This window comes from Synechococcus sp. Cu2B8-bc1011 (assembly GCF_047302735.1).
Taxonomy (GTDB): domain Bacteria; phylum Cyanobacteriota; class Cyanobacteriia; order PCC-6307; family Cyanobiaceae; genus Synechococcus_C.
Map to the genome: position 1 here is coordinate 1,262,849 of NZ_CP138915.1, position 19,317 is coordinate 1,282,165.

Consider the following 19,317-nt stretch of genomic DNA (forward strand, 5'->3'; position numbering starts at 1 on the left):
CTTTCGTGGAGCTAGTGAAGCACTACTTGTTTGTTCTGGCCCGTGTTTTAGTTCTGGACTGATTGTTCGTTTTTGATGGCGTCTTTTGCTTGAGCTGCTCTTCTATTTGCTCTGCTTTGTATGTTGTAAGGAGCTTGTTTTGGCAATTCTCTTGATTCTTTGAGTTGAGATGGGTGGCGTTTGTTTCGCGCCTACGATCTATAGGGTCATGCGATCTGAGTGGCGCTTGTCAGGAGCATGTCATCGCTTCTGGTGTTGCTGTTGCCCTTAAAATCACGCCTCGATGAATCAATCGTCAGTTGTTGAGACAGGCGAGTGAGATCGTTCGACCTGTTTCCGTCCCCTTGATGACCTCTTCGGTTCCGTCCCTTCGAATCGGCAATGGCTATGACGTCCACCGGTTAGTGCCTGGTAGGCCTCTGATTCTTGGTGGTCAGCAGTTGGAGCATCCTGCAGGGCTAGGTCTCGATGGTCACAGCGATGCTGATGTGTTGGTGCACGCGATCATGGACGCTCTCTTGGGGGCGTTGTCTCTTGGTGACATCGGCAAATATTTCCCCCCCAGTGATCCGCAGTGGAAAGGAGCCGACAGCCTTGTGCTGTTAGAGCAGGTGGTGGCTTTGGTCAAGGCACGCGGGTGGGGCGTGGTCAATGTGGATGCGGTGTTGATCGCTGAGCGTCCCAAGCTCAAGCCTCACATTGAGGCGATGCGATCGGCCATTGCTCTCAGGATTGGTGTTGCTCCAGACCAGGTGGGTGTGAAAGCCACCACAAACGAAAAGTTGGGCCCTGAAGGTCGGGAAGAGGGGATCTCATGTCAGGCCGTAGCCCTCTTGCATGCACTTTGATGCAAAGCCTCCTGCAGCGATTCCGGTTGTTGATGATTAGGGTCGCCACTCTGATGAGTGTTGCGTTGGTGCTGATGGGGCAATCGGCTGATGTTCGTTTCGCTGCGTTTGCAGATCCAGACGGTGGATACGATGTTGCCGTCATTGAACATTTGCGCATCTCGGTGCCCGAGCAAGGACGGGAGGCTTGGCTGGAAGCGGAACGAGGTAGCTGGGAGCCTTGGTTGGCTCAACAATCTGGATTTCTGGGTCGCGATCTGCTTTGGGACCCCGACACAGAGGAGGGCACTCTTTTGATTCGGTGGTCGAGTCGTCAGGCTTGGAAAGCAATCCCCAGCGAACAGGTGGAAGAGGTTCAGGCCCGCTTTGAGCAGCTTGCGCGCAACGCCATGGCGCTTCCTCAGACGATGGACAATCCGTTCCCGCTGGTCTTTGAAGGAGAGCTGTTACCGCCATGAGTAGCGACGACATCCGTCTCGACTGGCAGCGGAACGATCGTCTCGGCATCAGCGAAGCGATCTGGGGTCTGCACAAATCGGCGGAGCAGATCGTGGCCATCCTTGAAGCCTTCGCAGTCAGGGATCAGCCAGCTCTCGTCACGCGTGTGGATGACATCAAGGCTCAGGCCGTTCTCCAACGCTGCAACACCGAGCTTGTTCGTTTTGAGGCCCGGGCCCGATGTTTAACGTCGGGAGCCCCGCCGACCTTGCGACCGGAGCTTGGCTCGGTGACGGTGCTCAGTGGCGGCACCAGCGATCTCCCGGTAGCTGCCGAAGCACAACTGGCCTTGCAGTGGCATGGCATTGATGCAGGCCTGTTGCTGGATGTGGGGGTTGCCGGGTTGCATCGGCTCTTGGATCAATTGCCGAAACTTCAGCAGTCGTCGGTGCTGATTGCTTGCGCGGGCATGGAAGGAGCCCTGCCAACGGTGCTCGCTGGCCTGTTGCCCCAACCGGTGATCGGCGTGCCGGTATCGGTGGGTTATGGCGTCAGTGCTGGTGGACGGGCCGCACTCGATGGAATGCTTGCGAGCTGTGCTCCAGGCCTAGCGGTAGTCAATATTGATAACGGTTACGGCGCAGCCATGGCTGCCTTGCGAATTCTGCAAAGGCGGATCTGACTCAGGTGGCCTGCTTTTTCGACGTGAGATTGGTTTGGGAATCCTCAGTGAGCTTTTGCCCTAAGCGTGAAAGCTCCTCACTGTGTTGGTCGCATTCCACGTTGCGGAGATGGCAAACCAATTCGCTGAGGTCGCCTTGATCGAGCTCGCCATTCGTCTGCCACTGCATGGCTCTGGGGTCTAAGCGTGGAGCAGTGGAGGTCAAAGCTCAACTCAAGTAATAGGGATTTAAACCTATTGAGTTGAAACCCTGACCGCTTGTTTGGTTTAGAGAATTTGGCGGAAGATTTTCTTAAATTGAATTCAAAGATGCTGGAGGTTTGGATAAGCCATCACCAGCTCGTCGGCACTGAGAACGTCGCCGCTTCCATCCGGTTGCCAGATCACCTCAAGGGCCATCAGGTCGGAGGAGGATGTGGATCCAAGAATGCGCAGCGTTTCGCGCAGGGCTTCTCCACTGTCGGCTTGCTTGAGCTTCATGCTTTGGCGACTGGCCACAAGCACCGTGACCACAATGAATTCGTTGGTGGCATCGGCATCACCGCTGCTGCTTAATTCCGCTGCGTTGCCGTTTCGAACACCACCAACATTGGTGGTGATTTCAGCGCGTAACTTACTGCGCTCGGTCATCGACAGGCGGTTGAATGTCGACTCTGACGTGTTGAAGGGAACGCTGCCTGATTCCACATTGGCGTACACCCAGAGATCGGGCTGTCGCAGGAGAGCCAGGGTTGTTTCCTGCAGCACCCGTTGCAGGCCCGAGGATGAGCTGGTGTCAGCTGATGCCGCGAGCTGACGCAAATCGGTTTGTAACGACTTGGCACTTGCGAGCAGTCCGATCTGCAGTTGCAGCAAGGACACGGGGCCGTTGGACAGCTCCCTGGGGGCTTGATAACCACCGCCGATTGCAGGGGATCCGCCCCCACTGCCATTGCGCACTGCATTGACCAACACACCCACGATCGCCGCGAGCACTAAGAAGCCAAACAGGCCTCCTCCGCCAAATCCAAAGATCGGAATGATGAAAGGAAACCCCATTCCGCCTCCGCGGCCGTATCCACCGCCTCCGTAGCTGCGGCTATATCCCCCGCTTCTTGGCATGGACGGGGCGCGGAAGCTGCCTCCTCCGATCCGACCGCCGCGGGCGGCTTCGCTGGGTTGAGGACTCATCAACAGGAGGCCAACAACGAAGAGTGGCACCAGCAATCCAGAGAGCCAGCGTCTGATTTGACCAGCCTGGGGGCGGAGTTTGGAGGAGGCCAAAACGGCATATCACACTTCAACAACTCTAGGAACCACCGCCCACGATGGTGACGATCTCGAGATTGTCGCCGTCTTGAACCTGCTGGGCTTCCCAGAGTTCTGGCGTCAGGATTAAGCCGTTGTATTCCACAACAACCAGGCGTGGGTGATGGCCAAGCTGCTGGATCACTTGATCCAGCCTTGCGGCTGATGGGTCAAGGCTGTGCCGTTCGCCGTTCACCGTGAATTGCATGGCACCAAAGCAAGGGGGGTTAAATGAGGGTTTGGAGCAGGGTCCGGCTGGCTCCTTCCGGATCATTGGAACCCATGATCGCGCTCACGACGGCAACGCGTTGCGCCCCTGCAGCGCGAACCGAGGGGATCGTTTCAACATCGATGCCACCGATCGCAAACCAGGGCACGGCCGCATGACGGCTGGCTTCCGTCACCCAGCTCAGGCCGGCTGGGCTTCGATCGCGTTTGGTCTTGGTGGCGAAGACGGGGCCAACGCCCAGATAATCGGCGCCCGCTTGCTGGGCCTCGAGCAGGTGCTCGAGGCGGTGGGTGCTACGTCCGAGCAAGCGTTCTGGGCCGAGCAGCTGTCTCGCCTCTGAGAGGGGGAGGTCGTCCTGGCCGAGATGCACGCCATCGGCATCCACCAAGAGCGCAAGATCAATGCGGTCGTTGACGATGAACAGGGCCTCAAAGCGATTGCACAGTGTTTTTAGGGCTTGCGCTTCCAGCAGGCGTTGTTGGTCATTGCCCTGTTTGCGGCGGTATTGAACCAGGTTGACGCCGGCCATCAGAGCGGCTTCAACACCGTGAAGTAACCGCTCAAGGTTGTTGTCTCGATCTGGATCCGTGATCAGGCAAAGCTTGGCGGCCTCGAGGCGTTCCTGCCTGCGCTGAAGTCCGCAGGCTTCGAGAATCCGCGCCTCCAGGTCATAGAGCCCGTAGCGGATCTCAGCTGCGGTGCTGGCTAGGTCTGGATCGAGATTCCGCCCAAATTCCTCCAATACGCGCAGGGCTTCCTGCACCCGGCTGGCATTGGCTTTGATGATCGCTGGGGCGGAACAACGACTCGCTTGAGCGGGATGGCCTAGGCCGGCGGCAACGTCTGTTGCGCTGGAACGGGCGCGACGGTAGCGATCGTGATGCCGTTGCCCCAATCGCTGACGCCAGTCTTTAAGTGGTACGACGAAATCGTCCCGATCCAGTCCAAAGCGACACCAGTCTTCAATGACACGCAGCCCTTCTCGTGCTCGATCCAGGTTGGCGTCGATGAGCCGTGCCACTCGCAGGTTGGCGTCTGCTTCGGCAACCATCGGCTCCATGGCAGTCTGAGAAGGATCGCATGCTCCCTGGCGGCCATGGACAACAGCGGATCCGAGAGCACCATGCACGTACTGGTTTGGGGGATCATCCTCTTGGGCGGCATTGGTGTGTTCATCGTCTGGGGACTGTCGAATGCCTATCCAGCCGTCGCCTGAAGTCGTTGACGGGCTGCATCGGCGTCCTTACCGATTTGTGCACTGAGCTCGTCGAGGCCGGAAAAGCGTTGTTGTCCGCGCAGCCGCTCCACCGGCTCCACGACAAGCTCCTGACCGACGAGTTCGATGCGCCTATCGAGCAGATGCACCTCTACGGCTGAAGGCGAGTTGGGGTCCACGGTGGGCTGGGGGCCGAGATTCATCACTGCCGGAAGCGCTTCGCCATCGCCCTGGGTCCAGGCGCGAGCGGCATAGACCCCAAGACCTGGCAAAAATTTGCGCCCGTCCACTTGCAGATTGGCGGTGGGCCATCCCAGATCACGACCTAAGCCGCGTCCGCGCACCACGGTTCCACGGAAGCGATAGGGGCGGCCGAGCAGCGCGCTGGCGGTTTGGAGATCACCATTCGAGAGCGCTTCGCGAATGCGGCTGCTGCTCATCCGGCCTCCGGCATCTTCCAAAAGTGGCAACACCGACACCTTCACCCCAGCCGCTTCCGCTAACTGCCGCAGGGTGTTGGTATCACCTTCTCGTCCCCGCCCAAACCGGAAGTTGGCCCCCACGGCGATTTGGCGCGCCTTGAGACCATTGAGCAGCACCTGCTCCACAAAGTCGGCTGCACTGAGCTGCGCCAGTTGGCGGTTAAAGGGCACCAGGACCAGCTGCTGGATGCCAAGCGGCTCGAGCAGTTCGAGCTTCTCGTTAGGAAGATCGAGGCGCAGGCGTGGTTCACCGTGCAGGACTTCCCGTGGATGCGGCCAGAAGCTCACCACCGTGGGAATGGCAGGGAGGTGATCCGTTTCGGTCACAGACGCGATCACCCTCCGATGGCCTGCATGAAGGCCGTCGAAGCTGCCCAACGCCACGGTGGTGGGGGTTTTGGCCTGCTGTGGGGAGCAGAGAGGAATCAACGGCGTTGTGCACGGATCTGTGGTTAATGGCAAGTTTGGACGACAGACCTCCTACATCGCATGGCCGATCGGCTCGATCTCCAACTGCTTGCCCTTGGCTTGCGCCGTTCAGCGTGGATTCGCTTTTGGACGCAAACCGGGCTTGGAATTGTGATTTTGGGGGTGTTGATGTTCAACAACATCGGCGGAAGCTTGAGCAGAAACGCTGATAAAGCCTTGGGATTGGGGCCGGGACTGTCACTCACCACGCTGTCGTTTTTGGTGTTGCTGTTCAGTCTTTGGCAGGGTTGGTTGGTGGTGCGGCTTGGGCGCGCCTTAGACAGTGGTGCGCGACCGAGTCGGGGTGAGGCGAGCCGAACCATCAAGCGCAGTTTGTTTGCTGATCTGTTGGGTCTGGTCTTTGCTGCGGTGGGCTATCAATCCCTCGCTGGTGCCTTGTTTGTACAGGCATCACAGCAGACGCCAGGCATTGCCATTGGTGCCAGAGGGGCGAGTGAAAACATGGCGATTACCTCCCTGGAGATGCTCTCGGTACTCAGCAACACCCAGGTGTTGTTTGCCCATGTGATTGGCTTGATTTTTTCGCTGTGGATGCTGCAAAGGATCTATCGCACGAGCTGAACGGATGGGGCTGAGCCGACCCATCACTCAGCTATTGATCGATGTGTAGATGGGGTAAGGAGGACAGACCTCCTCGCCAGAAAAGCTCGGGTTGGATTGGGGTGAGTGAGGGAGCATCTGCTTGGATTTGGGCCACGTCAGTGGGCCAGTCGCGGGGACCATCACCGCCCGACTCGAAATCTTCGACAGCTTCACCGGCCAGCCAGTAATAGGTGCGGCCACGGGGGTCGACCCGAGGGCTGAATTGCTCGTCGTAGCGACGGATCGAGAGGCGGGTCCAGCTCAGTTTCCCCATGGCCTCTTGCTTGCAGGGGGGTACGTTCAGATTGAGCAGCAGGTTGTCTGGCCATTGATCGGCAAGGGCTGTTTCTGCCACCTGGATGGCCAAGTTTGCGGCGGCTTGGAAGTCTCTCCACTGAAAACAAGCACTGCTCACCGCCATCGCCGGTAGGCCTTCCAGCGTGCCCTCCATCGCGGCGGCCACGGTGCCGGAGCAAAACACATCGGTGCCGAGGTTCGGGCCATGGTTGATCCCTGATAGCACCAGGTCTGGCTTTTCAGGAAGCAACTCAAACAGGGCTAATTTCATGCAATCCGCAGGGGTGCCGCTGCAGGCCCAGGCCTTGATTCCAGGTTCAAACAGTTCATCGGCGCGCTCGGCACGGAGCGGGGTTTGGAGGGTTAGCCCGTGGCCCGTGGCGGATCGCTCCTGGTCGGGACAGACCACCGTGACCTGATGGCCGGCTGCTGCGGCCGCTGCCGCCAGGGTGCGGATGCCGTCGGCAAACACGCCGTCGTCGTTGCTGATCAGGATCCGCAGGGGAGTCATCAGAAGGGTTGCTCAACGTTGGTTGGAACCTAGTCGTGATGGCTCCCTACAGTCATTGCCGCGAAACCAATGCCTTGAGCGCCACGATTTCCCTGCAGCAGCTCACTGATCAGCTGGACGCCCTAGAGGCGGCGGCGGCGGTTGAAATTCAGGCGGCCGCCGATGCCACTGCCCTGGAGCAGCTTCGGGTGGGTCTGTTGGGCAAGAAGGGGCGGCTGTCAGCTGTCCTGGGGGCGATGGGCAAGCTGCCGGGTAATGAACGCCCCTTGGTGGGCCAGCGCGCCAATGTGTTGAAAACCTTGGTGCAGCAGCTGCTATCTGAGCGCCTGGAGGCGGTGAACAGTGCTGCGATGGCGACAAGAATCGCAGCTGAAACCCTGGATGTCACGGCCGCTCCGCTAGGGGTGCCGATGGGGCACCGGCACCCGTTGATCACCACCACCGAGGAGATTGTTGATCTGTTTTGCGGCCTTGGTTATCAGGTGGAGGAAGGCCCTGAAGTGGAGACGGATCACCACAACTTCACGGCACTGAACATTCCGCCTGAGCACCCGGCGCGCGATATGCAGGACACCTTTTATTTGCAAGACAACCTGTTACTGCGCACCCATACATCGCCGGTGCAGATCCGACACCTTGAAACCAATCCACCCCCGGTGCGGATCGTGGCTCCAGGCCGGGTGTATCGACGGGATGCGGTGGATGCAACCCATTCGCCTGTGTTTCATCAGGTGGAGGTGTTGGCCATTGATGAAGGCTTGGATTTCAGTCACCTCCGCGGCACGGTGATGCAGTTCCTCAAGGCGTTCTTTGGTGACCTACCGGTGCGCTTTCGCGCCAGTTACTTCCCGTTTACAGAACCCTCCGCTGAGGTGGATGTCCAATGGCGAGGGCGCTGGCTTGAGGTAATGGGTTGCGGAATGGTGGATCCCGCAGTGTTGGAGGGGTTAGGCCTTGATCCCGATCGTTGGAGTGGTTTCGCTGCCGGTTTGGGGGTAGAGCGGTTCTGCATGGTGCGTCATGGCATCGATGACATTCGCCGCCTGTACACCAGTGATTTGCGCTTTCTGGATCAGTTTTGATTCAAATCATCTTTCTTCGATCTGAAAATCACCCGTGACGGAATAGCACTCGAGTTCAATACCAGTTGCATTGCTTTATTGGATCTTTGCCATTGCATAGGGATTTTTTAATTACTCCATTAAGCTGTCGTGTAATATTCGGATGAGTAGCCTAATTCCATCATCTTTTTTTAGATTGTCGAATGCTGGTATTCCGCTTTTTTTGAATTCTCTAAGGTCATCTCTTAATTCTGGGTGGAATTGACATGTGAATGATCTGCGAGTTTGTCGAGTGTCGTAGTCCCTATAGTTGATACATGTTGCGGCAACTTCTGTGCACAACCTGCCTTCAGCGGTTGTTGAACACAGGATTTCAATACTGCTCGGAAGATTGAACAACCAAGAAAGTTCAGATATCACAAGCTGGTTCCTTGCGGGCAGAAGTGATTGATAGAGATTGCGATAGGCCCAATTCGCAAACAGGATGGCTTCTTCGTTGACTTCGTCGGTATGGAACATAACAATATTTAAGTCCTTTTCGTGAGAAATTGATTCTTCAATTACACCATCATATTCTTCTGCAGTGATTGCTTGAGTGGTGATTAATTCAGCTAGTTCTGGGTCGGGATGGGAGCTTGATTTTTCATAGTGAATGATTTCACAGTGACCCGCCTCTGGAACTTCGTTGATCCCTACGGCGAATTCTGGATGATCCCAGCCCGTCGCAACAATTTTGTCGTCTTTGACGATTCTTAGTTTTGTTCCTAGAGCCTGAACTCTATTGCAGACTTGTTTTAAAGCATTTCTAGAATTGGGCTGATTGATTAGGATGTCATCAATAGTCTCCAGAATCTCGTGAGTGGCTTTTTTTATTAATCGTATATGTGCTTGCGCGGCAAGCTGATGTCCAAGGCAGATAAATATAGAGGGAGCACTTCTAAGTCTCCTTGATAAAATAAGCTCCTCACTTAGATCGAGGAGATCAGCATGAGAGCAATTGGTATTATCAAACGATTTGCTATCTCTTACTGTTGGATGCCCGCCTTCAAATACAACAGCTAGAGAAGACGTAAGAACATGAGCGAGTTTTTTTCGGTCCATTAAGCCAGATTTCCACAAAGGGAACACAATTGAGTCGCAATCAGCGATTCTCTGCGCAAGCCATGCAACATTGATTGAGGCTCTTACTGGTTCGCCGATAGTGTTGAATCCAACATGATCAGCAGGTTCGACAATGCAAATGGCTTGATTGAATGCAAATGGAGTATTGATAAGAGTGTCTAGATCTTCTTGGGATGTAATCTCTTTTTCTAATGGAGCAGAGTCGCCCCATCCATAATTGATTGAATCAGATGTATCATTGTCATAATGAGCTTGTAACAAACTCGGAGAGTGCCGATCTCGTAAGAATTCAGAGAAAAGGGCCTGAATGGATTTGAAGCTTGACTTCCCAGGCCTGTAGAAGCCAGGAAGGAGTCGCCAGGATATGCTTCTATCCATCTTCAAACTCGCGGGATGAATAACTAAAATTTTACACTATTAGTTCTTTCACTCTGCTTTTTAAAACTTGTGGTCAATGACTTTGTGTCTGCAGCCTTTGTTACATTTTCAGTGAAGGCGTTGGCTTGATTTGTGTTTAATCAGCGAGGCCGAATCTTTTGAATTGAGCAAGATGGTTGGCGAATCAATCTAACCTGCAATAGAGATGAGGCAATTCTCAATGCTCTCTGGGGCAAATTTATATCTGATGTTGTATAGAATTAGTGCTCAGGACTCAGTGCGTGCTGCCCGCCACTGCAATTCCAAAAATATGAATCTTAGAGACTTGTCATAATCATCACCAGTGCGAAGCTACGCTAGTCAAGCAGTTTGGCTATTATATGCTTAACATTGGTAGTATCAGCCGATTCAGTTTGGATTAGCGAGAGTGAGTCGCTACTGTTTTGCTCGTACCCTCTATTGTAATGCTTTTACGGTTGTCATGTTTCTTGGCGTCATTCAGTGGCCCCAAGAAATCAGTTTGCTGATCGTTCCTGAAGGCGTTGACGAAAGGGCTGAAGGCTTTTGTCTGCTTAGGAACCGTTTGTCATATCTCAAGGCAAGCGCTTCATGGCATCAGTGCTTTACTAGTTGTTCATATCGACAGGGCGATGGTGACTTCTAGTCTGATGCTCTTGAGCCTCATCCTGTCTGTTGGCTTAATCCCAGCAAGCCACGCCAAAGATCCAGTGCCTATCACGCTCGGGAAGTGCGATCCTAGCGGCGCAGTCAAGACACTTGATGCAGGATTAAAGAAAGGAAAAAGCCTGAATGATTCGATGACAATGGTCATTCGAAGCAAGCAATTTGATGGCTCAAATGCCTGTATTACGTTTATTCGGGAAGCCTCCATGGAACAACGTGAATTATTCCCCTATGCTTTTAAGAAACTTTGGATGGAGTAGTCATCAATTCCCTTTTACTCTGTGGTTGAAAAGTTGGTTTTGATACGGTGTTTGCGGGATTAGTCTTGATTGTTCGCATCAGTTTAGAGCTTTTCGAAAGTATTCAGTCTCTCTGCAATTGTTGTTCCTGTGATAGTTGCCTACATCTGACTTTGAGGTCTCTTGCCACGATTCGTCATGTCTGGTTTTGCCAGATAGGCCTTGGAAGCATTCTCGATCAAGATTGCCTGAGAAGCGGTTATACGTTTGTTTCGATCCAACCTTTTTGGATTTTGAAGGCTTCCCTTGCTGAATGCGAATTGTGGGCTGGTCGTGAATGGCGAGGTGATGCAGACAAAATATCGGCGATCATCAATAGGATTAAAGGTGGCCAGTATTCAGGCTTTAAGACGTGATTTGTAAGGACTTCTAGGTCAGCTTGATGTTGATCAGAGCTATACCTCTATAGGATCAGCCCTTAGGGACTCCATCAAGAGATCGAATCGAACTGAGTCTCCAAGGCAGCACATCGTCATTAGGAAATGGCACATGAGATACCCAGTCAAATGAGCTTCACGGCTGACATCGATTCGATCTCTATAAGCGTCGACAGTCTCGTTAAGTTCGAGGCTTGCCTGTAAGCACAAATTCTCAATTCTTAAAGATGTCATGCATTCTCCCAACGTCACTACTCTGAATACGCATCTCATGCTTGGCATCAGTCGGTATACCTACGTGCTGCAAGGTGTTTGCTAAACAGTCAATCGATTTGTAGACGAACAGGATGTGCTGCTGCTTGATCGTGACGTTCCCTTGTATGGGCACTCTTTAGCTGTCTTTTTTGTCTGGATTCATGCATGGCTGACTCGCAATTCTCCGATGTCATGGTGGATGAAAAGGGTTGCGACTCAATCGCTATGGCTTTCTTTCCTTGTTCGCAGGCTTGGTTCTCTAGAGAGCTTGGGCGTCATCCCCCCTTCGTGGTTCCTTCTGATGGCTTGGGTCAACTGAACGATGCGATTGCTGCGTTCGAGCCTCCTCTCCAGCTGGTTGAGGATCTTTCGTTGTGCATTGGGAGGCTTGAATTTTGAGCTTGAACCATGATTGTGTAGCGGTTTGTACAATAGCTGTGCTACTTCTGGCTCTGTTTTGTATTGCTAGGGCACAGAAATGTGCTCGCCATGTAGCGCTGTGAACGCAATGTATGTTGACGCGATGGGTATAAATAAGTGGTAGCTCATCTACGCATCACGTTCACCTTGCATCCCATTTGTGAGGCGCAGACAGTACAGGCCATGGAACGGGGGCCTGTATTCCTGAGGAACCTTTCATGACTTTGACTTACCGTGGCAAGCAGTATGTACAAGCAAACACTGCGTCGACATCTGCTTCAAACAAGATTCGACTCACTTATAGAGGTATTGCTTATGCTAAGTGATTCAAAGAGTTGATAGTCATAAGCCCTCGCCTTATTGGTGGGGGCTTTTTATTATCTTTTTCTGTCGCGTATTTCTGAGTTGTCTCATGTTAATGGGACGCTCACTGCTGGGGTTTGGTATCAATCAGGCGTGAGTGCCTTGTGGTGGTTCAGACTTGCTTTCTGTATCACGAGTCTCCCATCACAGGCCATGTCGATCCTTTGGCGTCATACGGAGCTCCTCAGCAAGTCCTCGCTGTCTATCCGGCAATTGTTTCCTGTTGCGTTTGCTTTCAGCCATGCTGCTGATTGTTGGCTTTGCGCCGGTCAGTTGAACAGTCCATTCCTTCTGATGACTGCTCCAGACCACTGACAAGCCCGAGATTTTTGTCGTTTACTGCTGATTGAATGTCTGTGCTCAGTGTGTTCGACGGTTCATCAAGAGCCTTGGAGATCGTTCGGATCGTCTCGCGCCATGAGTGGTCGTTTCTCTCTCAGCTCCTCAACCGTGGCGATGCCTCTGAAACGCGGCTGCCCTTGCCTTCGGTGCTGTGCAACATCCTGACGGAGTTGGGACCTGTGTACGTGAAGTTGGGCCAGCTGTTGAGTACGCGCCCCGACCTTCTGGGGGAAGACTACATCGAGGCATTGAGCCAATTGCAGGCCGATGTTCCGGCTGTGTCCTGGGAGCAATTGAGACCTCAACTGGAGCAAGAATTGGGCTGCTCTGTCGACAAGGCGTTCTCAACGTTCACCGACACGCCGATTGCGGCTGGAAGTGTGGGGCAGGTGTACAAAGCAACCTTGCCTGAGCTCGGTGCCGTAGCGGTGAAGGTGTTGAGGCCAGGGATCGCTGCCCAGGTGGAAGAAGACGGTCGCTTGTTGCGCAAGATTGCTGCCCTCGCTGCAGCTACGTCTCTCGGTGGTTTGTACGACTTCGTGGGTCTTGCCGATCAGGTTCTTGAGGCTTTGGTGCGGGAGCTCGATTTCAGGATTGAGGCCTCCAATACCTTGCGTCTGCAGCGCAGTTTGGAACAGTCGAGTTTCGTGCCTGACGCTCAAATTCGTCTGCCCCAAGTGGTGCAGCGGTTGTCGAGCCGCAGCGTGCTCGTGCTCGAGTGGATCGAAGGTGCATCAATCCTCAGCCCTGAAGCTCACGATGCTCTCGAGGCTGGGCCTGGATTGGTGGCAACCACCACGGCGTTGCTTGGCGCCTTTGTGGAGCAGTACTTCGTGGAGGGTTTTTTTCATGCGGATCCCCATCCCGGCAATCTCAAAGTTTTGGCCGATGGCAAGGTGATCCTGCTCGATGCGGGAATGGTGGGTCAGTTCGATCCACGCACCCGCAGCAACTTGCTGGATCTGGTCTTGGCACTCATTAACCAGGACGGAGCCAGGGCAACGGATGTGTTGGAGCAAATTGCGCCACCGGCTCGGGGGGTGAAAGTGGATCGTCAGCATTTGCAACGGCAGCTTGATCAGCTGATTGCCAGGAGTTTTTCCAAGCCACTGGAGGAACTCAATTTCGCCCTTTTCCTCGCTGCCTTGCTGCAGCTGGCGAATCGCTCTGGATTACGGGTTCCGGGAACCCTTGGCCTGTTTGTGAAATCGGTCACCAACTTGGAGGGTGTAGGCAATTCTTTAAACCCGGCGTTTAGTTTCACTGGAGAGATGCAGCCCTTGGTGGCTCAACTGCTTGCCCGTGCCGTGATGCTGCCTCAAGAGCGGCTCATGCAGTTTGGCCTTGATTTGCGCAACCTCACGATTGATTCCCCGCGTCAGCTGAGTCAGCTGTTGCGGCGCTTCAGTAGTGACGACTTGGTGTTTGCCATTCAGCTGGAGGGGCTTGACGCCATGCGCGCCAGCTTGGACCGGATGTCGCAGCGGGTGTCATTGGCGATTCTTGTGGCATCGCTATTGCTAAGTGCCACGGTGATGGCCACCTTGGCCCAACAACCTTTGCTGAGGGAGGTCAGCGAGGGGTTATTTATTGGAGCCACATTGTTTGGTCTTTGGCTGATTGTGTCCTTGCTGCGCTCTAGTCGTCGATGAGTGCGATTCGGAGGAGGCGCGTTGGCTTGTTGCTAACGAAGCCAAGGGTATTTGAGTCCAAAGAGATCCAGTTGATCCATCACGAGTTTGTTGATGGTGCGACCGAGCACAACCTGTGGTTCGTCGGCACGAATTGGGATCACAGGGTGTTGAAGGGTTTGAGACTGCGTTGTTCCCGAGATGATCTTGCGTTTGAGCAGTGAATTTCCGGCTTCTAAACCACACACATAGGCACGCTCCTGGCAGAGCCCTTTGGCGCCGAATTCCCGATCTCCCATCCGCACCCAATCGCCAGCGCAGACGATCGATGCGATCGACGTCTCCAGCGGTGGTCGTTGCTTGAAACTTCCCGGTGAAAACAGTGATACCGACCCCGGATAACGCCGCACCTCCTGATCCACCACCTGCGCTCTGCGGAAGTCTGACTGCACCATCGGCAACAACTCCTGCATGAGGCAATCGACAACCGCCTGATCGCTGAGTTCAGCAATTGCCGTGGCGTTATAGAAGTCGCTTGCTACCACAGAGCCCTGCACGGGATCAGCACCCCAGAGCTCCCGTTCCGTTTCCGGTTGCAGCTGATCGAGCATGAAGAAGGTGGCGCCGGATCCCTGAAGCGCCTGGAAACGTGACAACACATTGGCGGGATCGGCAACCTTCACCCTGCGATCAAGCCACAAGCGCACGGACACCACATCAATAGCGCCGAGATTGCCTGCCCGCACCAGCTCCGGGGATAGAGCCGCGCACTCCGGTGAGTTGGCCATCAGTGCCCCCATCCCCTTGGCGCCCACCGCCAGCACCACGGCATCGACATCGTTGATCACAGCGCTGCGGCCCGTGGCTACCGAGCGGGTCTCAACCGACGTCACCATTGTCCCATTTCGGGAGACGTTCAGACGCGTTGCCAACGTTCCCCCGAGTACTTCCAGATGATGTTGGTTACGCAAGCGCTGACTGAGCGGAGCCAAGAGTTGCTCTGCGATGCTCTTGCGCCTGATCCAGCGCACATCAAATGAATCCTGATGGGCCAGTGCGTAGTAGTACAGCAACTCCATCGTCACCGCCGCTGAGAGCTCCTCAGGTGGCTTGAACAGGCCCACCAGCAGGATCGGACGGAGGAACTCATCGATCATCCGATCACTGATTTTCAACTGCTTGAACAGCGTCAGTGCATCGATGCCGTCGTACTGCTGGTACACCGCATCGTTGCGGTTTAAATCGAGCATGGCGACCAGCAGCCCGGCGATGCTGAGTCGATCGGCTACCGGCAACCGCTTGAAGTTGTTGATCGTGGCGAAGGCCTGGCCGAGAGGGCTGGGTAGCTGTGGGCCATCACCGAACACCGGAGCTTTGGCTTCCAGGCCGTTGGGGGACCAGAAGGCGCTGGTGGTGAACTCGGTGAAAGGATTGCCGAGTCTGAGTTCTTTCGTAAGGGCATTGATGTTGGGGTAGTCCTTCCAAAACCCCCGCGTGCCGGCCTCGAATGGTTTGCCGCTGGGGGTGGAGAGCGGCGTACTGCCCGTTGGATCGTTAATCCCGTCGATCAACGTCACCCGAACCCCAGCCTCGCAAAGGGACTTCGCGGCCCCCCAGCCAGCCCATCCCGCTCCAACTACAACCACATGGGAGGGGGTGTCGCTTGGCATCTCTCGGACTTGCCTCAGGTAGTGGTCTGAACGCTAAGCAGGCCTGGCGATGGGCCGGCGTTGGCTTCAAAAAACAACCTCACGCAGCTGCTAGTGGATTTTTCTCATAAAATAGTTTCGTTCTGTTGAAACGCGATCGGTGCCCAGGGTCGGACTGATCGTGAATGACGGAAAGTCGCTCGCCGTCGAGACTGCTCAGACGATTCAGGAGCGTCTGGAGCTTGCCGGCCATGACGTGGTTCGGGCCAGCAGTTCTGGAGGGATGGTGGGTTTCGCTAACCCCGATCAGCACTTGCGAATGCTGGGGTACAACGCCTGTGTGCCCGAGGGGTTTGATGACTCGATGGTGCTGGCGATTGTGTTGGGAGGCGATGGCACGGTCCTGTCGGCTGCCCGTCAAACTGCACCTATTGGTGTGCCGATTCTGACGATCAACACTGGCCATCTTGGCTTTCTTGCAGAGGCCTATTTGGGTGATCTTGATAAGGCTCTCGCGCAGATCCTTACCGATCGCTGGACGATCGAGGAGCGCGCCAACATGGTCGTGAGCGTGATGCGCGGAGATCAAAGGCGCTGGGAAGCCCTGTCTCTTAACGAAATGGCGTTGCACCGTGAGCCACTCACCAGCATGTGTCATTTCGAAATTGCGATCGGCAGGCATGCGCCCGTAGATATCTCTGCTGATGGGGTGATCCTGTCAACACCCACCGGATCCACGGCCTACGCCCTGAGCGCCGGTGGACCCGTGATCACCCCCGATTGTCCGGTGTTGCAGCTCACCCCAATCGCAGCCCATTCCTTGGCCTCGCGTGCGCTTGTCTTTAGTGATCAAGAACCGGTCACGGTGTTTCCCGCCACTCCCGAACGCTTGATGATGGTGGTGGATGGAAGTGCTGGCTGTTACGTCTGGCCGGAAGATCGGGTGCTGATCCGGCGTAGTGACCATCCCGTGCGCTTTGTGCGCTTATCCGACCACGAGTTTTTCCAGGTCTTGCGCAACAAGCTGGGCTGGGGACTGCCCCATGTGGCGAAGCCTGATCGTCCATGAATGAGCAGGGAGTGCTGTTGCTGGTTGGTGCTGAGGCCCTGCACCTCAAAGATCGCCTCGAGGCTTCGGGCTATCCATCTTTGGAGTGGGGGGCTGGAAATAGCACCATTGCAGCTTCTAGTCAGCAGCCGATCGCTGCGATCGTGTCACCGGGCCGGATGCCTGAGGTCAGTGAGCTCCGCCAGATGTTTGGAATGCTGCCGATTTTGCTTGGCGTGAGCGAAGACAGTATTCACGCTCGAGAGCTCTGCTTCAGTTCTGGGGCGGATGATTTCTGGTTGGCCACCAATGCACCGAGCGATCTCTTGCAACGCTTGCGCCTCCATCTTTCTCTTCAGAAACGCAGGGAAGAGCTCTGCACTGTGATCGCGGTTGGTGATTTGAAGCTTGAAACCAGAAGCGGAATGGTGCGTCGTGGGACCCGGCCGATTGGCTTAACGGAGCGAGAATCGTCCTTGCTGCTGTTGCTGTTTAAGGAGCGGGGCAGGGCCGTGAGTCGTGATCAAATCCTGCGTGAGGTTTGGAACGATGAGCAAGGGGTGTCGAGCAATGTGGTGGAGGTGTATATCCGTTATTTGCGTCAGAAACTTGAGGCGGATGGCGACACTCGCTTAATTCACACCATTCGTGGCCGTGGTTATTGCCTCAACAACGGCGTTCCTTTCCTGAAGAGCTCTTGATGGACGTATCTCCCCCCCAGCAGTTGCCCCTTGAAGTCCAATGGTGCGTTCGCGACGACACCTGCGTTCTTTTAGAGGTGGCGGACCAGCCCGAAGAACAACGGCTTGGATTAATGCAACGCCCGGCTTTGCCACCGCTGAGGGGAATGTGGTTTCCGTTTAAGCCCGCACGCCCGTTGCGCTTTTGGATGTTGAATACGATTGCGCCCCTCGACATGGTGTTTGTGCACCAGGGCGAGGTGATTGCGATTGAGGCCGAGGTGCCCATTTGTCCAGCTGTGCCCTGCAAGGCCTATGGGCCGATGGTTGATGCGGACGGTGTGATCGAGTTACGAGCTGGGGAGGCTAAGCGCCTGGGGCTTGGCGTTGGAGACACGGTGGTGATTGAACCGATCCAAGCAATGACGCCAAGCAATGACGCCAGCCAATGAAGTGGAAGAGGCAGGCCTAGCTAAAGAATCCCTTGGATTGAAGCCACAGCCCAACGGCAAGCAAGGGGCCAACGCCAACAATCAAAAGAGTGATCTTGAGGCGCAGTGGTGACACCTGGGGTTTGCTTTCTCGGATTGCCATCCTGTGAGTTTCAAAGGGCTTGATTCTGCCCTTTTCGCTCGATCGCGTCATTCTCAGTCCAGCCGGGGAGCGCTTCCCTTGAGGATCAACACCGGATTCATCGGAGCAAGCCGGGTGCCATCGGCAAGGGGTTGGCCGCGCCAGGCCTGATGCTGACTCAGCTTCACCGAGTACTTGGCGGCCTCGAGCACCGGCCTCAGCTCAGCGAAGGCCTCCAACGTGGCGAGGGGAATCACCACTTCACCTTTGGGGGCCATGCACTGGATCACATGCTTCAGGAGGGATCGGCGCTTGCGGCCTCCGCCACCAATCAGCACCCGGTCGGGGGCGACTAATTCTGCAGGGAGGTTGCTGAGCTCGTCCATAGCATCGCCTTCCAGAATCGCTGCGGGTTGAACACCCAGGCGTCTGGCATTCGCGGCGATCAGTGTTGATCCGCCGCTGCGCTGTTCAATGCAAAGCAACTGCAGCTGAGGCCTGAGCCGCAGCGCTTCAAGGCCCACGCTGCCGGTCCCAGCACCAAGATCCCAGAGCACGCCTTGCGCTGGAAGGTTCAGCTCAGCGAGCAATTGGATCCGCACCTCGCGTTTGGTCATTAAGCCGGGCCGATCGCTGTGTTGAAGAAACACACCATCCTCGAGACCAAACAGCGGCAACTGATCTGGAGGTTGAGCCTCCTGGGCTTCTGAGAGCAACACCACCAGGTGGAGGGGGTGCAAATCGCTCGGCGTGGCTTCGGATGGATTGAGCCGTTGCACGCGCTCACTGCTGTGACCAAGCGATTCGCAGAGCCAGAGGGCATAGGCCGATTCCAGGCCGCTGCTGCGCAAGCTTTGGCGGACCTCGTCCACGCCACCGCGGCTGGGATCGGTGAGCACCGCCAAGGCGCTGGGTCGTTGTTGCAAGCGCTGTGCCAGTGGGGCAGGGTCACGGCCATGCAGGCTGATCCATTGCGCGTCCTGCCAGGGCCTGCCCAGTCGGGAAAATGCCAGTTGTAAGGATGAGGGGCCGGGATGAAAGCGCAGACGTTCGCGTCCCAGGCGCTCAATCAAGATCCGGCCGATACCGAACCACAACGGATCACCGCTTGCCAGTACTACAGCGCGTTGATCGCTCTCAAGCGCCAGCAACGCTTCACTGAGAGCGAGAGGATTATCGCTGGGGATGCAATGCAGGACTTGGCTGGAAGGAGCCCATTGCTGGAGTGCAGTCAGCAACCGTTTTGGGGCTGCCACTAGGTCTGCTTGCTCCACTAAAAGCTGAGCCGCGGGTGGGAGCGAGCCGGGAGCACCGGCGTCGGTGCCGATCACATCGATCATGACGCCATTGTGCAGCCTTCAACGCAAGCTGCTT

22 protein-coding genes are annotated in these 19,317 nt (G+C 55.5%); 13 read left to right on the top strand and 9 right to left on the bottom strand.

From position 1 onward, the window contains the following. The first annotated feature begins 347 nt into the window (after nucleotides 1–347). From ispF to larB, 3 genes are read left to right on the top strand one after another with little or no spacing between them, the layout of a single operon-like run. A complete protein-coding gene (gene ispF / locus SIC18_RS06620) occupies nucleotides 348–848 on the top strand; it encodes a 2-C-methyl-D-erythritol 2,4-cyclodiphosphate synthase (protein ID WP_413430457.1) in 501 nt (166 codons plus the stop codon). Next, on the top strand, nucleotides 848–1,306 hold the full coding sequence (locus SIC18_RS06625; RefSeq protein WP_084763972.1) for a TIGR03792 family protein: 459 nt from the start codon (nucleotides 848–850) through the stop codon (nucleotides 1,304–1,306). Before ispF ends, SIC18_RS06625 begins: the two co-directional genes overlap by 1 nt. Further along, the gene (gene larB, locus SIC18_RS06630; protein WP_413430458.1) at nucleotides 1,303–1,968 is read left to right on the top strand and encodes a nickel pincer cofactor biosynthesis protein LarB; all 666 of its coding nucleotides are present in this window, start codon (nucleotides 1,303–1,305) and stop codon (nucleotides 1,966–1,968) included. The genes SIC18_RS06625 and larB overlap by 4 nt, the downstream gene beginning before the upstream one ends. Nucleotide 1,969: 1 nt before the next feature. Here larB and SIC18_RS06635 read toward each other — a convergent pair whose 3' ends face one another. The 5 genes from SIC18_RS06635 to SIC18_RS06655 all read right to left on the bottom strand — a co-directional run bounded on the left by SIC18_RS06635 (nucleotide 1,970) and on the right by SIC18_RS06655 (nucleotide 5,611). Next, nucleotides 1,970–2,173: a hypothetical protein gene (locus SIC18_RS06635; RefSeq protein WP_413430459.1), complete on the bottom strand. Its 204-nt coding sequence runs from the start codon at nucleotides 2,171–2,173 to the stop codon at nucleotides 1,970–1,972. Between the two features lie 98 nt (nucleotides 2,174–2,271). Further along, nucleotides 2,272–3,231, bottom strand: a complete 960-nt coding sequence (locus tag SIC18_RS06640; protein WP_413430460.1) for a DUF1517 domain-containing protein — start codon at nucleotides 3,229–3,231, stop codon at nucleotides 2,272–2,274. Nucleotides 3,232–3,256: 25 nt separating this feature from the next. Next, nucleotides 3,257–3,463 (bottom strand): sulfur carrier protein ThiS, encoded by a 207-nt coding sequence (gene thiS, locus SIC18_RS06645; protein ID WP_048346020.1) that lies wholly within the window; start codon nucleotides 3,461–3,463, stop codon nucleotides 3,257–3,259. A 19-nt stretch (nucleotides 3,464–3,482) separates the two neighbouring features. Continuing rightward, nucleotides 3,483–4,544 (bottom strand): thiamine phosphate synthase, encoded by a 1,062-nt coding sequence (locus SIC18_RS06650; protein WP_413430461.1) that lies wholly within the window; start codon nucleotides 4,542–4,544, stop codon nucleotides 3,483–3,485. A 137-nt stretch (nucleotides 4,545–4,681) separates the two neighbouring features. After that, nucleotides 4,682–5,611: a bifunctional riboflavin kinase/FAD synthetase gene (locus tag SIC18_RS06655; RefSeq protein ID WP_048346021.1), complete on the bottom strand. Its 930-nt coding sequence runs from the start codon at nucleotides 5,609–5,611 to the stop codon at nucleotides 4,682–4,684. Between the two features lie 60 nt (nucleotides 5,612–5,671). Between SIC18_RS06655 and SIC18_RS06660 the strand changes: the two genes are divergently transcribed. Further along, nucleotides 5,672–6,232 (top strand): DUF3611 family protein, encoded by a 561-nt coding sequence (locus tag SIC18_RS06660; RefSeq protein ID WP_048346022.1) that lies wholly within the window; start codon nucleotides 5,672–5,674, stop codon nucleotides 6,230–6,232. A gap of 31 nt (nucleotides 6,233–6,263) precedes the next feature. Here the strand turns inward: SIC18_RS06660 and surE are convergent, their stop codons facing one another. Beyond that, nucleotides 6,264–7,061, bottom strand: a complete 798-nt coding sequence (gene surE, locus SIC18_RS06665) for a 5'/3'-nucleotidase SurE (RefSeq protein ID WP_048346023.1) — start codon at nucleotides 7,059–7,061, stop codon at nucleotides 6,264–6,266. Nucleotides 7,062–7,135: 74 nt separating this feature from the next. Here surE and pheS point away from each other — a divergent pair, with 74 nt between their 5' ends. Continuing rightward, entirely contained in the window at nucleotides 7,136–8,143 is a 1,008-nt protein-coding gene (gene pheS, locus SIC18_RS06670) for a phenylalanine--tRNA ligase subunit alpha (protein WP_011618737.1), read from the top strand. A 111-nt stretch (nucleotides 8,144–8,254) separates the two neighbouring features. On the opposite strand, the gene SIC18_RS06675 is transcribed toward pheS, so the two are convergent. Then, nucleotides 8,255–9,505, bottom strand: coding sequence for a hypothetical protein (locus SIC18_RS06675; RefSeq protein ID WP_413430462.1), 1,251 nt, complete (start codon nucleotides 9,503–9,505; stop codon nucleotides 8,255–8,257). Between the two features lie 659 nt (nucleotides 9,506–10,164). Between SIC18_RS06675 and SIC18_RS06680 the strand changes: the two genes are divergently transcribed. From SIC18_RS06680 to SIC18_RS06695, 4 genes are all read left to right on the top strand, one after another. Beyond that, a complete protein-coding gene (locus SIC18_RS06680) occupies nucleotides 10,165–10,566 on the top strand; it encodes a hypothetical protein (RefSeq protein ID WP_413430463.1) in 402 nt (133 codons plus the stop codon). Nucleotides 10,567–11,402: 836 nt separating this feature from the next. Next, nucleotides 11,403–11,636 carry a hypothetical protein gene (locus tag SIC18_RS06685; protein WP_413430464.1) on the top strand — a complete coding sequence of 78 codons (234 nt, stop codon included), beginning with the start codon at nucleotides 11,403–11,405 and terminating at the stop codon, nucleotides 11,634–11,636. A gap of 239 nt (nucleotides 11,637–11,875) precedes the next feature. After that, nucleotides 11,876–11,983, top strand: coding sequence for a DUF4278 domain-containing protein (locus SIC18_RS06690; RefSeq protein ID WP_071840712.1), 108 nt, complete (start codon nucleotides 11,876–11,878; stop codon nucleotides 11,981–11,983). 387 nt (nucleotides 11,984–12,370) lie between these two features. Further along, nucleotides 12,371–14,014 (top strand): ABC1 kinase family protein, encoded by a 1,644-nt coding sequence (locus tag SIC18_RS06695; RefSeq protein WP_048346028.1) that lies wholly within the window; start codon nucleotides 12,371–12,373, stop codon nucleotides 14,012–14,014. 32 nt (nucleotides 14,015–14,046) lie between these two features. On the opposite strand, the gene SIC18_RS06700 is transcribed toward SIC18_RS06695, so the two are convergent. Then, the gene (locus SIC18_RS06700) at nucleotides 14,047–15,663 is read right to left on the bottom strand and encodes an FAD-dependent oxidoreductase (protein ID WP_048346029.1); all 1,617 of its coding nucleotides are present in this window, start codon (nucleotides 15,661–15,663) and stop codon (nucleotides 14,047–14,049) included. Nucleotides 15,664–15,802: 139 nt separating this feature from the next. Here SIC18_RS06700 and SIC18_RS06705 point away from each other — a divergent pair, with 139 nt between their 5' ends. Genes SIC18_RS06705 through SIC18_RS06720 form a run of 4 tightly spaced genes read left to right on the top strand, consistent with a single transcriptional unit; the run spans nucleotide 15,803 to nucleotide 17,934 of the window. Beyond that, nucleotides 15,803–16,711: an NAD(+) kinase gene (locus SIC18_RS06705; protein WP_048346030.1), complete on the top strand. Its 909-nt coding sequence runs from the start codon at nucleotides 15,803–15,805 to the stop codon at nucleotides 16,709–16,711. Then, nucleotides 16,708–17,391, top strand: a complete 684-nt coding sequence (locus SIC18_RS06710) for a winged helix-turn-helix transcriptional regulator (RefSeq protein ID WP_413430465.1) — start codon at nucleotides 16,708–16,710, stop codon at nucleotides 17,389–17,391. The genes SIC18_RS06705 and SIC18_RS06710 overlap by 4 nt, the downstream gene beginning before the upstream one ends. After that, nucleotides 17,391–17,822 (top strand): DUF192 domain-containing protein, encoded by a 432-nt coding sequence (locus tag SIC18_RS06715; protein ID WP_048346032.1) that lies wholly within the window; start codon nucleotides 17,391–17,393, stop codon nucleotides 17,820–17,822. Before SIC18_RS06710 ends, SIC18_RS06715 begins: the two co-directional genes overlap by 1 nt. Further along, nucleotides 17,806–17,934 carry a hypothetical protein gene (locus SIC18_RS06720; RefSeq protein ID WP_256381392.1) on the top strand — a complete coding sequence of 43 codons (129 nt, stop codon included), beginning with the start codon at nucleotides 17,806–17,808 and terminating at the stop codon, nucleotides 17,932–17,934. The genes SIC18_RS06715 and SIC18_RS06720 overlap by 17 nt, the downstream gene beginning before the upstream one ends. Before the next feature lie 83 nt (nucleotides 17,935–18,017). Here SIC18_RS06720 and cbiE read toward each other — a convergent pair whose 3' ends face one another. Then, nucleotides 18,018–19,283, bottom strand: coding sequence for a precorrin-6y C5,15-methyltransferase (decarboxylating) subunit CbiE (gene cbiE / locus SIC18_RS06725; protein WP_413430466.1), 1,266 nt, complete (start codon nucleotides 19,281–19,283; stop codon nucleotides 18,018–18,020). Nucleotides 19,284–19,317 lie beyond the last annotated feature (34 nt).